11 protein-coding genes are annotated in these 13,729 nt (G+C 54.3%); 9 read left to right on the top strand and 2 right to left on the bottom strand.

Features of this window, described 5'->3' with window-relative positions; translation table 11 throughout:
* Positions 1 to 4 precede the first annotated feature (4 nt).
* The 3 genes from AC5DDB_RS10055 to AC5DDB_RS10045 are packed head-to-tail and all read left to right on the top strand — an operon-like array spanning position 5 to position 3,107.
* On the top strand, positions 5 to 1,363 hold the full coding sequence (locus tag AC5DDB_RS10055) for a neutral/alkaline non-lysosomal ceramidase N-terminal domain-containing protein (RefSeq protein WP_491739587.1): 1,359 nt from the start codon (positions 5 to 7) through the stop codon (positions 1,361 to 1,363).
* 43 nt (positions 1,364 to 1,406) lie between these two features.
* Positions 1,407 to 1,964: a hypothetical protein gene (locus tag AC5DDB_RS10050; RefSeq protein ID WP_491739586.1), complete on the top strand. Its 558-nt coding sequence runs from the start codon at positions 1,407 to 1,409 to the stop codon at positions 1,962 to 1,964.
* Positions 1,965 to 2,015: 51 nt separating this feature from the next.
* A complete protein-coding gene (locus tag AC5DDB_RS10045; protein WP_491739585.1) occupies positions 2,016 to 3,107 on the top strand; it encodes a serine hydrolase domain-containing protein in 1,092 nt (363 codons plus the stop codon).
* Between the two features lie 3 nt (positions 3,108 to 3,110).
* Here AC5DDB_RS10045 and AC5DDB_RS10040 read toward each other — a convergent pair whose 3' ends face one another.
* Positions 3,111 to 6,227 (bottom strand): serine/threonine protein kinase, encoded by a 3,117-nt coding sequence (locus AC5DDB_RS10040; protein ID WP_491739584.1) that lies wholly within the window; start codon positions 6,225 to 6,227, stop codon positions 3,111 to 3,113.
* Between the two features lie 262 nt (positions 6,228 to 6,489).
* Here AC5DDB_RS10040 and AC5DDB_RS10035 point away from each other — a divergent pair, with 262 nt between their 5' ends.
* The 5 genes from AC5DDB_RS10035 to AC5DDB_RS10015 all read left to right on the top strand — a co-directional run bounded on the left by AC5DDB_RS10035 (position 6,490) and on the right by AC5DDB_RS10015 (position 11,012).
* Positions 6,490 to 7,053, top strand: a complete 564-nt coding sequence (locus tag AC5DDB_RS10035) for a glutaredoxin family protein (RefSeq protein ID WP_491739583.1) — start codon at positions 6,490 to 6,492, stop codon at positions 7,051 to 7,053.
* 163 nt (positions 7,054 to 7,216) lie between these two features.
* Positions 7,217 to 7,699, top strand: coding sequence for a response regulator (locus AC5DDB_RS10030; RefSeq protein WP_491739582.1), 483 nt, complete (start codon positions 7,217 to 7,219; stop codon positions 7,697 to 7,699).
* A gap of 36 nt (positions 7,700 to 7,735) precedes the next feature.
* Entirely contained in the window at positions 7,736 to 8,998 is a 1,263-nt protein-coding gene (locus tag AC5DDB_RS10025; protein WP_491739581.1) for a class I SAM-dependent rRNA methyltransferase, read from the top strand.
* A 119-nt stretch (positions 8,999 to 9,117) separates the two neighbouring features.
* On the top strand, positions 9,118 to 10,200 hold the full coding sequence (locus AC5DDB_RS10020; RefSeq protein ID WP_491739580.1) for a class I SAM-dependent methyltransferase: 1,083 nt from the start codon (positions 9,118 to 9,120) through the stop codon (positions 10,198 to 10,200).
* A gap of 128 nt (positions 10,201 to 10,328) precedes the next feature.
* A complete protein-coding gene (locus AC5DDB_RS10015; protein ID WP_491739579.1) occupies positions 10,329 to 11,012 on the top strand; it encodes a YiiX/YebB-like N1pC/P60 family cysteine hydrolase in 684 nt (227 codons plus the stop codon).
* 10 nt (positions 11,013 to 11,022) lie between these two features.
* Here AC5DDB_RS10015 and AC5DDB_RS10010 read toward each other — a convergent pair whose 3' ends face one another.
* On the bottom strand, positions 11,023 to 12,393 hold the full coding sequence (locus AC5DDB_RS10010) for a peroxiredoxin family protein (protein WP_491739578.1): 1,371 nt from the start codon (positions 12,391 to 12,393) through the stop codon (positions 11,023 to 11,025).
* A gap of 215 nt (positions 12,394 to 12,608) precedes the next feature.
* On the opposite strand from AC5DDB_RS10010, the gene AC5DDB_RS10005 reads away from it, so the two are divergent.
* Positions 12,609 to 13,691 (top strand): efflux RND transporter periplasmic adaptor subunit, encoded by a 1,083-nt coding sequence (locus AC5DDB_RS10005; RefSeq protein ID WP_491739577.1) that lies wholly within the window; start codon positions 12,609 to 12,611, stop codon positions 13,689 to 13,691.
* The last annotated feature ends 38 nt before the right edge of the window (positions 13,692 to 13,729 follow it).

The following is a 13,729-nucleotide window of genomic DNA, read 5'->3' as shown; positions in this document are numbered from 1 at the left end:
ACTCATGACCGTCACCGCCGGAGCCTCGCGAACCAATCTGACCCCGTTTTGGGGTGTCGAGTTGGCTGGCTGGGGCTACTTTCTAGAACGCACCTGGCAGACCGTTCACGACGATTTGCACGCAACCGCCGTCGTCATCGACAATGACAACACTCGGCTGGCGATTGTCTCTGTCGACTTAATGACAATCGACGAATCGTTCACCCGGTCCGTCCGGGAACGTGTGGCTGCCGAGACGGAAATCGAACCAACCGCGATTCTGATCGCCGCCACGCACACGCACAATGCCCCATCAGCGGGCGGGTACTTGGGTGTCGGGGAAGATAACGAACTTTACCGACAGTGGGCCATCGAACAGACCGCGACGGCGGTCATTCAAGCCGACCGACAACGCGAGCCAGTTTCTCTTGCGTCTGCGACCACACGACTCGCCGGTCAGACATTCAACCGTACTCGCGAGAACGGTGCTGTTGATCCCACTTTGACGACGTTACGAATCGATCGCACCGACGGTTCCACGTTGGCGTTTCTCGTGAACTTCCAAGCTCATCCGACAGTCGCAACCAAGCTGCGTCCGTTTGCCGTCAGCCGTGACATGCCGGGAGATGTTTGCGACGCCATCGAAGCCGCGTATCCAGACGCCTTGGCACTCTACCTGCAAGGGTCGTCGGGCGACGTCAACTTTCACCGACACTACTCGACGCCCGAACGTTGTGGGGAACCGGGACGATTCACCGCCGGGCTTGCCATGGCCGCACAAGGCGACGCAAAATTACTCGACGCCCCGAAACTCGGTTTTATCAGTGAATCGGTCGAACTGCCAACACGACGTTGGACCCGCGAGGAAATCGATCACGATCGTGACGAAGCCCAACGCCGACTCCGTGAAATTGACATGGACGGTTGGCAAGACACCATCGGCAAAGTGATGACGAATCATCCCGAGGAAATGATCGCACGCCACGGTGGCGATGAATGGCTCGCGGTCCGGGCGATGTGCCGATTCAACTTGGCATGGACCTTTGAAATCCTCAAAGATTGGGAATCACGCCCTGAGACATTGAAAACCGAGGTGCAAGTCATTCAAATCGGCGAGCTGACAATCATTGCGAACGGCTCCGAGTTCTTCAGTTCCTTAGCGCTTGATGTGCGGAATCGACTTGGGGTGGATCACTTGATGATCGTTGGTTACGCGAACGGGCGGATCGGATATTTGCCGGACGCACACGACATTGCCGCCCGCAGTTACGCGGCTTACCAAAGCCCCAAGTACTGTCTGCAGTTTCCCTTCACGAACGCCTCGGGACCAGCGATGTGTGACGCGATGGTGAAGCTGGTTCGCAGTTTGGATTCCCGCTCGTAAATCGAAAATCATTGTCTGACCGATATCGAAACCGAGACGCTCCGTGAAACGCATTTTTCTGACACTGGCCATCATCGCCAACATCATGTTAATCGTGACGATGATCCTGGGCTTACTCATCGGCGATGCTGCCGACCGCGATCCCGCGGTCCAAGCGATTGTGGGTTATCACTTTTTACTGGCTATCGGCAGCTTAATTTTCGCAATCGGCGTGCATGCCTTGGTGTTTACGTACTTCATGGGAACCGGTCGGTGGATGGAGGAAACATGCACCGCATATCGACTACCTAATACCTTCCAGGCAACGAGCCAATCGCTGAAGTACCGTGTGCTGGCCCCAATGATGGCGGCGGTGATGCTGTTATTGTTCACAGGGGCATTGGGAGCCGCCGCCGATCCAGCGTCACCGGTTGAATTCACCGGGGTCGCGGGAATCGATGCCGGTACAATTCACTTTTTGCTCGCAGCCACAACGATCGGCGTGCAATTCATCGTCAACGGTCTGGAATACCTATCGATCCAAAGCAACATGGATTTGATCGAACAAGTCATGAGCGAAGTCCGCCGCATCCGTCTTGAGCGTGGCATGCCCGTTTCGTGACCATACGATATATCGTGACACGCCCGACGAATTCAGAAAAGAAAGCCAGCTGTGTCATTGGGTCTTGATTCATTGCCGCGAACCGTCGAACTCCTTGAACAGGGATTAGGGCGTTTGCACTTGGGCGCACAGGTTTACGTTAGTCGGTCTGGTGAACCGCTGGCGAATTTCGCGATTGGTGAAAATCGCCCCAGTGAACCGCTCACTGAAGACATGGCAATGCTGTGGTTGTCGGCCGGGAAGCCGATTACCGCAGCGGCGATTCTTTTGGCTTGGCAGCGTGGGCAACTGAGTCTCGACGATGCAGTTGTGAAGTTCCTTCCGGAGTTTGCAGCCAACGGGAAAGATGCTGTTACAATCCGTCATCTGCTAACACACACCGCACCGTTAAGAGCCATCGAAACCGGTTGGCCGAATGCCGATTGGGACGGCGTCATCCAACGGTTATGCGATGCGGAACCGGAACCTAATTGGACGACCGGACAACGAGCCGGTTATCACCCACAGAGCAGTTGGTTCATTCTCGGTGAAATTCTGCAACGAGTTTTCGGAAAGCCGTTCACGACGTGTCTTGTCGAGAACATTTTCGCACCGCTGGGAATGAAGAACGTTTTTACCACCGCCGACATTTCTATCGACGACCAACTCGGTTTGATTTACGAACGCAGCAAAGGCGGACTTAGTGAACTGCCTTGGCATTTAGACGGCTATCGAAAAACGCCGTCACCGGGTTCGAGTTTGCGTGGGTCCGCTGCGACTTTAGGACGATTCTACGAAAGCTTACTCACTCCGCCGGTCGATTGGCTCACGCCACAAACGATTGCAGCGATGACGGCGATCCACCGTCGAGGGATGTTCGATGAAACCCTGCAACATCAAGTGGACTTCGGGTTGGGTGTGATTGTCGATTCCAACATTTATGGCGAGTCGACCGTACCCTACGGATATGGGACGCACTGCTCGTCTCGGACATTTGGACACGGTGGTTCGCAGTCATCGATCGGATTTGCCGACCCGGAATACGGTCTGGTCGTGTGCGTCATCACGAATGGTCGGCCCGGCGAACCCCAACACCAACGCCGCAATCGAGCAGTGAATTCAGCGATCTACGAAGACCTGGGGCTGGCAACCGCGTTAAGTTGATCGCTACGGTGAAACCGCTCCGATGAACGGTTTCGTGCCAAATTGACCGAGCGGTTTTCCTGCGGATTTGGGAATCGCATTTCCGGTGGGTTTCAGGAATGTCGCTGCGGCTGGGTCTTCAGACGCGAACGTCACCGAGACACCGGTCTTGCCATTGTCGGGTTGGAAAATGTCGAGTGCGTTTGACTCCCCACCTGCGTCCGCAGTCGAAAAATTCCAGCCGATACCGTTGGATACGAATCGATCAGAAAGTAACGCTTTCCCGTCTCCCTGTTCAAGTTGAACAGCGGTTCCCGAAATTTTGGCAAAGAGATTTCTGCGGACTGCGAAACTTTGGTTCTTCTTCAGCGACGCCTTCGGCAACCCGGTAAACACCAGACCGCTTTGCAAGTTGAACAGGGTGTTGTTGCCGACGATAACATTGAACTGCTCGGCATCGCGGCTATCAATTCGAATTCCTGTTCCGCCGCCCGCGCCGATGATGCGGTTTTCCAGAATCCGAACCGTGTTGACATCTTTGCCAACCTCGATACCCGCTTTCATCGGCCCGACGATTTGACAATTCCGCACCGTCACATAGGACAATGTTTCTTCAAATTGCGAGTACTGGGCGGCGGGTTGCAAACTAATTCCAATGCTGTTCGAACCGCCTTGGAGGTCGAGTCGTTCGAAGACGATATCTTGCCCACCGCGACTCTCGCCAATCGCTCCTTCGGCGAGCACTCCCGTTTGACCGTAGCCACGGATTTTCAGGTTCTTCAGCCGCATGCCTTGGGACATATCCGAGACTCGAATCGCCACTGGCGAACCGCTGGCATCAATTTCGATATTCTCAAGGACAACATTCTTCAGCTTGCTGATTTCGACAATGGGATCGCCGCCGGACACTTTCAACTTCGCCGGGTTATTGGCATCCGAGCGAATCTGCACGCTCGTGTTCCAAAGGTAGTCGTTGTTGACGATCTGAATCCGTTCGGCGAACGTCTCGCCAGCTGCCAACTCAATTTCCTGGCGTGGCAAACGCATTCCCGGAGTGACACTGGTTTTGATGAACTCCAACGCGGCGGCAATGCTTGCGAAGTGAGAATCCGCACCACCGACCCGAATCGGCTTTCCGAGCAATTCGATCTTGGGGGATTCGTTTGCTGTTTCAGCTTCGTTGTTGGGTTTTGGATCTGCCGCTGCAGTCTGTTCGTCATCCGGCTTCGCTGGCTCTTCACCACCGCCACTAAAGATGAAAAACGCCGCTAACCCCAAAACTAAGACGCCAACCGCCCCCCCGATGAGCACCTTTGGATTTTTCTTCCAGTCGGCCTTGGTGGATTTCGGCTTTGAACGTCTGACGATCGACGAACCACGTGTCGTCGGTTTGACAACCGGCGGGGACGTATCAAGAGCGAAACTGGGAAACTCATTGTTCTCACTCCGCGACTCAACCGGCGTCGCAACCGGCGTCTCGGTTTGGACGCCCGGTTGATTTGCCGGGGTCGCGGTAGGTGGTGGCCCATCGGACGTTTCCGGATTTGCAACCGGTTCGCTGACGGAAACGGCCTTAGCTGCCGGCACTGACTGTGCAGTGGGAACAGGGTCGGCAGCTTTCGCGACTTTCACGGAGGAACCGGGCCGTTGTATCGGCTGTTCCGTATGGTTCCCCGATTCCATGGCCGGTGACGATTGCGGTTCTAACGCCTCTTCCTGCAAGGAAATCGCGGGCGGCGGTTCGTTGGGCTCACTTTTCCCACCCAAATTCGCCAAGAACGAGGAAAGTTCCTGCTCGTTGTTTTCCGCGTTCTCTGGAGATGCCACCTTTGTCGAGGGACTCGTCACCGAAGCAGACGAATCCGCTGGGTTTTCGGGGTGTCTGTTGGGACCGTCCACGTCGTTCGTATCGTGTCGAGTATTCGATGCCGGCTTCGCGGTCGACGGCGGAGGTGTTACCGGAATTGCTTGAGCGATGGGAACGGCAGGCCTCACCGCTCCGGTATCACTGGATGGCAAGTCTTTCTTCGTGGACGCAGATCGTGGTGCCGAATCCGAAAAATTCGGGTGATCGATTCGCCAAGAATCACTCGCATTTTCGTTCAGCCAGACGCCCAAATCCTGCATGATCTCTTCTGCAGTTTGGTGACGTTCCTCGACTTTCTTGGCCATCATTTTCCGAATAATGGCGAGCAAGTCCTCTGGCACGTCGGCTCGATCGTTCTGGATCGGCATCGGTTCTTTGGTTTGATGGGCCATCAACCGTTGTGCCAAAGTGCCTTCGCGAAATGGCGGATGTCCAGTCAAAATGAAGTAAAATGTACACCCCAGACTGTATAAGTCCGCTCGATGATCGACGTTATGGCTATCGAGGGCTTGCTCGGGTGCCAAATAGTCTGCGGTGCCGAGGACCTTCTCATCGTGGGCCACGGTGAGCGATTCGCCGTCCTCTTCATTGAAAAACCGCGCGAGCCCCATGTCCAAAATCCGGACATTTCCATTGCGATCGACAAGTAAGTTCCCTGGCTTGATGTCGCGATGTACCATCCCAGCCGCATGAGCATGGGCCAAACCCGCCGCGCTCTGACGGATGTACTCAGCAGCCTCGACATAATCGAGAACGCCGTCTTGGGCCACGATCTCTTGCAGATCACGGCCGTCGACGTACTCCATCACGAGAAAGTGAATTTCCTGGCCTTTTTCGGACTCGTGGTCGACATCGTACGCCCGCACGATGTTCGGGTGATCCAGCGATGCCACCGCTTGGGCTTCCCGATGAAAACGAGCCAGATAAGACGTGTCGTTCACCCGCTTCGCTGGCAACACTTTGATCGCGCATCGCCGCCGCATGAGCACGTGTTCCGCCAGGTAAACGGAACTCATTCCGCCTTTCCCCAGCAACGAAAGCAGCCGGTATTTGCCGAGGAAAAACCCCTTATGTTTGCCCTGCAAAAGCTTGTCGGCCTGCCATTGCGTCAACACGCCGCGCTCGACCAACTGATCGGAAAGTTGGCGGGAACTTTCGATGCTGACGCCCTGAGACTTCATGTCATCGACGGCGGACTGCAGGCGATCTTGTGGTACAAGATTGCTTTGCCGGACCACATTCAAAAACGAGGGGACAGTCAGCTTGATCGCCATACTTGATGTGCTTGAATTCTGGCAGCGGAACAAAGGCAGCGTTCGAAATCGACTGGATTTCGACTCTTGTCGAACCTAAAACGCATGTTAACACTGGAAGAAGATTACGAATCGAAATTGCGAACGCACGGGAGCAATCTTCCCAATTGAATTCCTATGCCCTAAAGTTACCAGCGTCCCACACCGCTTTCTAGTGTGATCAGCCGAAAAGGCACCTCGGATAAGGTCCGAACCTCACTTAATCATGGAATAGAACTTGCGTATGTCAACTGAAATGCCGAGCTCTGAAACGACGTCGACAGTTGACGAAACGAATCTGACATCGAGCCAACCCGAGCCTGGTCGTCAATGGCTGGGTTCGGTGATGATGATGGTCTCGGCATTGGTCTTCGTCTTGATTGTCGGCGAAAAAACCGTTGGGCTTCCGTTTGAGATGCCCCGTTCGTTTTATGCGTTTCCGATATTGTGGTTCGCGGGAGCGTTTGTGATGCTGTTGGCGGGCGTATTTGTTGTAAGTCTTGCCACCCCAAACACTAAGGCCGCATGGCAACCGAGCAAGCCCGGTCAGCGGTTCGACAACGTCATTTTGTACACACGTCCGGGATGTCATTTGTGCGATGTCGCCAATGACATTTTGGCGAAGTATCGGCAGTACCTTCCCGAAACCGAAGAAGTCAACATCGAATCGAATCCCGAACTCTTGGAAAAATACAGCATGGACATTCCTGTGGTCTCATGTGATGGCAAGGTCCGGTTTCGAGGACACGTCGACGAAATTCTGCTGAGACGGTTAATCGAAGCCACTCCGCCACAAAGCGACGGCTGAACGGAATTTGAGAATCGGTCAAGTCCATACCCCACCCGCGATAAACTTCTTATACTGTCGGAGGGATGACTCAGATTCTCCACTATTCAAGCGATCCGCCCACATCCAAACGGTGTGTGTGGTTCATCAATTACTTTTTCACCCACTTCGGCTTTTGAATTCCATGGCGAATTTCAGCGAAACATCTCTATCCAACTCCAAGATTTTGATCGCCGACGACAATACGCAGAACTGCGAGTTGCTCGATGCGTATCTCGCAACCGAAGATTACGAGATCGGTTTTGCCTACGACGGACAGCAAACTTTGGAGAAGGTGACGGAGTTTTCACCGGATCTGATTTTGCTCGACATCATGATGCCCAAGCTCAGTGGCTATGAAGTCTGCGAGAAACTCAAAACGGATCCAAAAACAAAATCGATCCCGATCTTGATGGTAACTGCCCTCAACGAGAAAAATGATATTGAGAAAGCCGTTCAAGCCGGTTGTGACGATTTTCTCACGAAACCCGTCAATCAACTGGAATTGAAAACCCGTGTGCGGTCGTTGTTACGTGTCCGCCATTTGACGAACGAACGCGATCGCCTGTTGGCTTACTTGGCCGAAGTCGAAAAAACGGGCCAAGATACCAAAGCGGCCGACTCCTAACTTATCCGACGTTTCCCAAGAATCCCCCCTCATTGCATGCCCGCCCGAACAGAAGTGAGTCCGTTGAGTGTTTCCGCAGAGTCCACCGAGGAGCGTCTACCGCGTGTTATTATCAAATCACGCCGGGCGCAGCCGTTCTTTTATCGTCATCCCTGGGTCTTTGCCGGTGCCGTAAAGCGGGTGGAAGGCAACCCGTCCGCCGGTGATGTTGTCGACCTGTACTCCGGGGAGGGCAAATTTATCGCCCGCGGGTTGTACAATCCGAACAGCAATATTCGCGTTAGACTTTATACGTGGGACTCCGCAGACCAATTGGATGCCGACTTCTGGCGTGCTCGAATCGATATCGCGATTGCCCTGCGAGAATCGATTGCCGGTTCCAACGGAAAAACCGCTTCCGCTCATTCGGCCGAACGGCTGATCTACAGCGAGGGCGACGAACTCTCCGGCTTGGTTGTCGATCGCTATGGCGATTGGCTCCTCGTGCAGTTCACGAGTTTGGCTCTCTACGAACGTCGTGAGATTATCCTCAGTCATCTTCGCGAGCGTCTGAACCCGCAGGGGATTTGGCTGCGAACCGAAAAGGGCATTCGTGAGGCCGAGGGGTTGGAAATTGTCGACGGATCTCTCGATGGCACCTCACCGCCTCGATCGTTGGTCATTGAGGAGCACGGCTTAAAATTTCAGGTCGATGTCGTGGAAGGGCAGAAGACCGGGACCTTTCTCGACCAACGTGATAACCGTGTTGCCGCCGCGAAGTACATGACCGGACGAAACGTGCTCGATGTTTTCTGCTACACCGGCGGGTTCGGTATCGCGGCGATCAAACACGGTGGTGCCCAGCATGTCACGGCCGTCGATGTCTCTGAAAAAGCCTTGGCAACCGCTGCCGTCAATGCAGAACTCAACGGCATTGCAGACCGGATCACATTCGAGAAATCCATTGCGTTCGACTATCTGGAATCGGCTCAGGAAAACGATTGCAAGTTCGACGCCGTCATTCTCGATCCACCAAAAATGACGCGTAACCGGGCCGGGATCGACAAAGCCCTAAAAGGGTATCACAGTTTGAATCGGTTGGCTGTCGAGCGACTGATACCGGGAGGTATTTTGGTCACGAATAGTTGCTCGGGACTGGTTGATCGTGATGAATTCGCTGGGATGCTGGTCGATGTGGCACTTCGTTCCGGCCGAACGCTACAGATTTTGGAATCGCGGGGTCAAAGTCCAGACCATCCGATTTCCGCGTTCTGCCCAGAGACGGCTTATCTGAAATGCTTTATCTGCCGAGTTGTCTGATCCGCTTTTGTATTCACGAGGCGTGCGTAAATCTCCACGATCTATGCACTTCCAGAGACACGACTCGCAACGCGAAGTCGTCAACTTGCTCCAACTGATTGATCACGAGAATTCCAGTCATGGTCACGCGGAAACAACGCGAACGGCGACAACTCCTTGAAGAGCAGCGATTAGGGGTTCGCACCTCCGAGCAACTCCTCATCGATTGGCTCCCGGATTCGCCGCCTAGTCGCATGATTTGCACATCGCTCGGTCGCGGACAACTTGCCGCTGCCGCTGCCAAGCGTTGGCCAAATGCGAAGGTCGACTGCCTATTTCTCGATTTGTTCCTTGCCGAACGAGCACAAAAAGCTCAGTCCGACCAGGAATTGCCGAACTTAGAATTTCGATGTGAGGTCGATTTTCCAGAGCCATCGTGCGAACTCGCTGCACTTCCTTTCACCACGGGCGGTGAAGCGGAACTCACCTGGAACCTGATGCAAACCGCGTTCGAGCGTTTAGAAGTCGGCGGTCAACTGGCCGTCGCGGTCGACAACCCCGATGATACCTGGCTCCGCGAACGGATGAAGTCGCTATTTAAAAAGACGACGATCATTCCCGACAAGCTAGGCGTGCTATACGTCGGCAAGAAGACAGGTCCACTTAAAAAGGTCAAAGAGTTCGCGGACGAATTTGCGTTTCGCGATGCAGGGCGGTTGTACAAAGTCGTCACGCAACCCAGCGTGTTCAGTCATCGACGACTCGACTTGGGTGCACGTGCGTTGATGGAAGCCATGGTCCTCAAACCCGGCGACCGGATCTTGGAATTGGGTTGCGGTGCCGGAGCAGTATGCTTTGCGGCCGCCGGCCGAAATCCCGATGGAATCGTCCACGGACTCGACTCCAATCCGCGAGCGGTGGCCTGCACACTTGAGGGTGCGAAGCGAAACGAGTTGCCTAACATCACGGCCGCACTCACAGCGGATGCCTGTGTCGAAGACGTCGGAAGTTACGATTTGGTCCTGGCTAATCCGCCCTATTTTTCAAACTTTCGCATCGCGGAACTCTTTGTGAACTCCGCGGCCGAAGCCTTGAAAAAAGGGGGGCGGTTACAAATCGTCACCAAGCATCCCACATGGTTTTTGGAACGGCTTCCGCAACAGTTCAGACGTGTCCGTGCCACTGAAAGTCGCCGATATTCAATCGTCTCTGGTGTGAAGTGATTTCCCGTCTTTTTGACCACAGTCGATCATTCTTTTGATCCACCGGCTCAAAACATCCGTTGTTCCACCGCCTGAAATCCGTAAGATCAAAGTGAAGGATCTGTCGGAAACATCATTGCGAGGTGGAAATGCAAGCACTTCTGTTAATCGCCGCCACACTCACCGGTTCGCCGCACGTCGCGGTTTGTGACTCCCCCGTGGGAGCCGCCACCATTTTGGAAAACCACGTGCAATCTGGCACGCTGTTGTTCTCTGAGGGTGATTGCCTGGCGGTTCGAATCTTCACGAAAAGCCCCTATACCCACGTCGCAACGGTCGTCGAGCAAGACGGCAAGTTCTATGTCTACGACAGTATGAACGGCGTCGGCGTGCGGAAACTTTCACTCCGGGAGTATTGCCGAGTCGAAGCCCCAAACACGATGCATGTGTATCATCCGAAACGGAGTTTTACTGCAGGAAAGTTCCAGGCGTTCGTGGACCACCTGGAGTCGGAAATCGGCCGAGAGTACGGCGTGAAACACCACCTCTCAGGTGAACGGGCCAAAGGGATTCACTGCGCGGAATATGTGACGGACGCGCTCTGTGCGTGCAAAATCGTCTCCGCAAAGAAGCCGCCAAAGGTGTCTCCTGATAGTCTGCGTGCGGGTGTCGAGAACGCCGATATTTACTACTCGGCGTTGAAAGTCACCCTCGACACACAACTTCCATCCGCATCACCAGAGTCGAGTTGTTGCGAACGGTTCTGGTTCAACACGAAACAAAGGACCCGTTTGATCTGCGCGAAACTCAAGGGGTGGTGTCTCTGTAAATAGTACGCGTCGTTCAGTTTGACTCAGCGGTTTCTCGGCGTTTCTTGATCAGGTCGACGACGACAGCATCGAGTTCCTCAAGACCGCGGTTCGGTTTGATCTGGTAATAACCGATCTTGTAATGAGCGACCGAGCCACTGGGATCGATGACGACCCACAACGGCAACGACCCGCCATTTTTGAGGGGATTGCCGTAGGTCCTGAGTACGGCCCCATCGTCGAGCAGGATCGGATACCCAAGATTCATAAACTCAGCCAACTTTCGCACGCCGCGTTTCGCCAAATGATCCGCCCCCGTGCCCAATCGCTCATCGACCGCCACGCCGTAAATCTTCACCCCGAGCTTGTTCCGTTTGCCGTGCAGAAAATCTAAATATCCTACTTGTCCATAGGGCTCGGTGAGTTTTTCGTCGTGATATTTCCAGAAGTGCAAGACCACGACTTGATCGTCGTCCACGTCCGCGGCTAATTTGACGGACTTTCCGGTGAGATCCGACAACGTAAACTTCGGTGCCGATTCCCCAAGGAATTTGCCAGCAAGATTGCTCAGATCTCGATCCCGTTGCGTCTGTGCCTGCACATCCTTCTTGATGACAGCGACCAACGTTTGCAACGAGGTCTTCTGCACCGACTTTTCCAGGTCCGGGAGCAACCGAGTTGTCAATTGAATCTGATTGTCGTGCAGATCGGGAGTCGTCTCGTTGACCCGACGTTCAAGCTTGGTCTGCAACTCTTGCAGTCCATCAAACGCATTTGTCAGTTGATCTGCCAACGGTCCTTCGACCGATCGAAGCGATTTGCGTTCCATTTGAAGTTGATAACGATCCCCACGCCCGAGGAATAACCGACCTTCGGCTGTGAGGAGCAGGAGATTCTCTTTGTCCACCATCAATGTCGTCTGACGAGCCGGGTGGGAGGTCATTTCGATGACCCAGCATGCGACTTTTTTCCCATCGTCGGAAACTTGCACAGACTGCTCGCTCTCCACAACGAAACGAGTCTTCTCGTGCTCCCACTCCATTCCGATTCTCAACGCCTCATCCGTGGGCAACACGATCGGTGGCAGATCCACCGGTGAGGGGACTTCATTGTGGGTCTGCAATACTCGCGGAAGTTGCCCGCTGGCGTGCTGATTGTTCTTCTCGAACTTTGCCAACCCAAAGCGTTCCGGCCAGGCAAATTCCCCGGCTCCGGTTTCGACGACACTCCAGAACATTTGCGGTTGACCGTCGGTGTTTAGCAGTCGACACGTCAACTCGAATGATTTGAGATCCCCCACGCCTTCACCGGCCACTTGCTTCAATTGACCGACATATTGGACCTCTGTAATCGAATCCGCCGGTAAGGCGGCTAACAAGGCGCAGGCGAGGCTAAAAGCGAACATGGCGGGCAACCGATCTTATCTGGTTGGAACAGTGGGGTGGGACTAGACCGATCTATCTTCTCCGATCCGTGACGCGACGTCCAGGGATCGGGACATTCGTTCTTCATCGAAAACTCATGAACTGACAGCTCTAGTGTTCGTTGACAGTCATCCCATGCCACTCTAGTCTGGCGAACGTCTGACTACTTCTTCACGTCAAACCCCACTTAGCAACCATGCGCTACGCGATTCTCTCGACCCTTGCTGGGCTTCTGCTGACAAATCCGGTCGCCGGTCAACAACCGAACACGGCGGAGACGGAAGAACCCAAGAACGTCACCATCGAACGTGAACCGGTACAAATCATTCCCAGCGAGGAATTTCAGATTCCGCTCGTGCTCCAACCGCATCGTCAGGTGGAACTGGTAGCGCATGCGGACGGCATTGTTTCGGTGATGAACGCGAAGGTTGGCGGAAAACTGGCTAAACAAGCCGAAGCCCTTCGTCTGGATGACCGGGAATATCAGTTACAAGTCGAACAAGCACGAGCGGAACTGAAGCTGGCCGAACTCCAAGAGAAAGCCGCCATTGCCGAAACCAAACCGCAAATGGCAGCATTAGTGGAAGCTCGGAAGGCGGCAGTTAGTCTGGCAGAGTTGCGACGAAGCCGGGCAATCGTGCGAGCGCCGTTTGACGGTACTGCACTTCGAGTTCATGTGGGTGAAGGGGAATGGGTTCGCGCCGGTCAACCTTTGGTCACTTTTGGCGACGTGACCAAACTCTCGGTTGAACTTCCTGTCGTTCGTCAGTCGAGCGACGACGAAAAAACCGAAGCCACAATCGAAGTGGGCAAACCGTATGCAGTCCAAATCAATGGGGAGACGGTTTCCGGCACCATCGAAAGTCTCCCGCCATTGGCTGACGATTTCGGACCGTTACGAAACCTAATCGACAATCTAGGTTCCGCTGTGGTGACGTTCGACAATGCCCAGTCTGAGTTTCTTGTCGGCCAAGCGGTGCACATTCCGCTGATCCCACACCAACCTGTCGCGAGTGTGCCCAATTCTGTTCTCCAGGCCTCGCCGGACGACAACAGCTGGAAAGTTCAAGTCGTGCGTGACAATACCGTTCGCGATGTGACGGTATCGATCCTCGCGCGAATCGATGGCGACCGAACCTATACTTCGGGAGCGTTTCAGGCGAAAGACGAATTGATTGTCAAAGCCTCCCAGCCGCTCGTCGATGGCACGAAGCTGCAATCTGCCAATACGCCCCCGGCCCCCAAAAAACCGGCTCGCCCCGTCTTTGACGATTTTTAGACCGCTTTGAATCTTGGCAACAAGTCATCTGCTGTGGT

The sequence above is a fragment of the Thalassoroseus sp. genome (genome assembly GCF_984380535.1).
The sequence above is the reverse complement of the archived record's forward strand: the minus strand, read 5'-3'. Positions and strand labels throughout refer to the sequence as shown.

What these genes read in the sequence shown, in the direction of transcription:
- AC5DDB_RS10055 (WP_491739587.1), top strand. Translation starts at nt 5, where the DNA reads ATGACCGTCACCGCCGGAGCCTCGCGAACCAATCTGACCCCGTTTTGG.
- AC5DDB_RS10040 (WP_491739584.1), bottom strand. Translation starts at nt 6,227, where the DNA reads ATGGCGATCAAGCTGACTGTCCCCTCGTTTTTGAATGTGGTCCGGCAA.
- AC5DDB_RS10035 (WP_491739583.1), top strand. Translation starts at nt 6,490, where the DNA reads ATGTCAACTGAAATGCCGAGCTCTGAAACGACGTCGACAGTTGACGAA.
- AC5DDB_RS10030 (WP_491739582.1), top strand. Translation starts at nt 7,217, where the DNA reads ATGGCGAATTTCAGCGAAACATCTCTATCCAACTCCAAGATTTTGATC.
- AC5DDB_RS10025 (WP_491739581.1), top strand. Translation starts at nt 7,736, where the DNA reads ATGCCCGCCCGAACAGAAGTGAGTCCGTTGAGTGTTTCCGCAGAGTCC.
- AC5DDB_RS10020 (WP_491739580.1), top strand. Translation starts at nt 9,118, where the DNA reads ATGGTCACGCGGAAACAACGCGAACGGCGACAACTCCTTGAAGAGCAG.
- AC5DDB_RS10015 (WP_491739579.1), top strand. Translation starts at nt 10,329, where the DNA reads ATGCAAGCACTTCTGTTAATCGCCGCCACACTCACCGGTTCGCCGCAC.
- AC5DDB_RS10010 (WP_491739578.1), bottom strand. Translation starts at nt 12,393, where the DNA reads ATGTTCGCTTTTAGCCTCGCCTGCGCCTTGTTAGCCGCCTTACCGGCG.
- AC5DDB_RS10005 (WP_491739577.1), top strand. Translation starts at nt 12,609, where the DNA reads ATGCGCTACGCGATTCTCTCGACCCTTGCTGGGCTTCTGCTGACAAAT.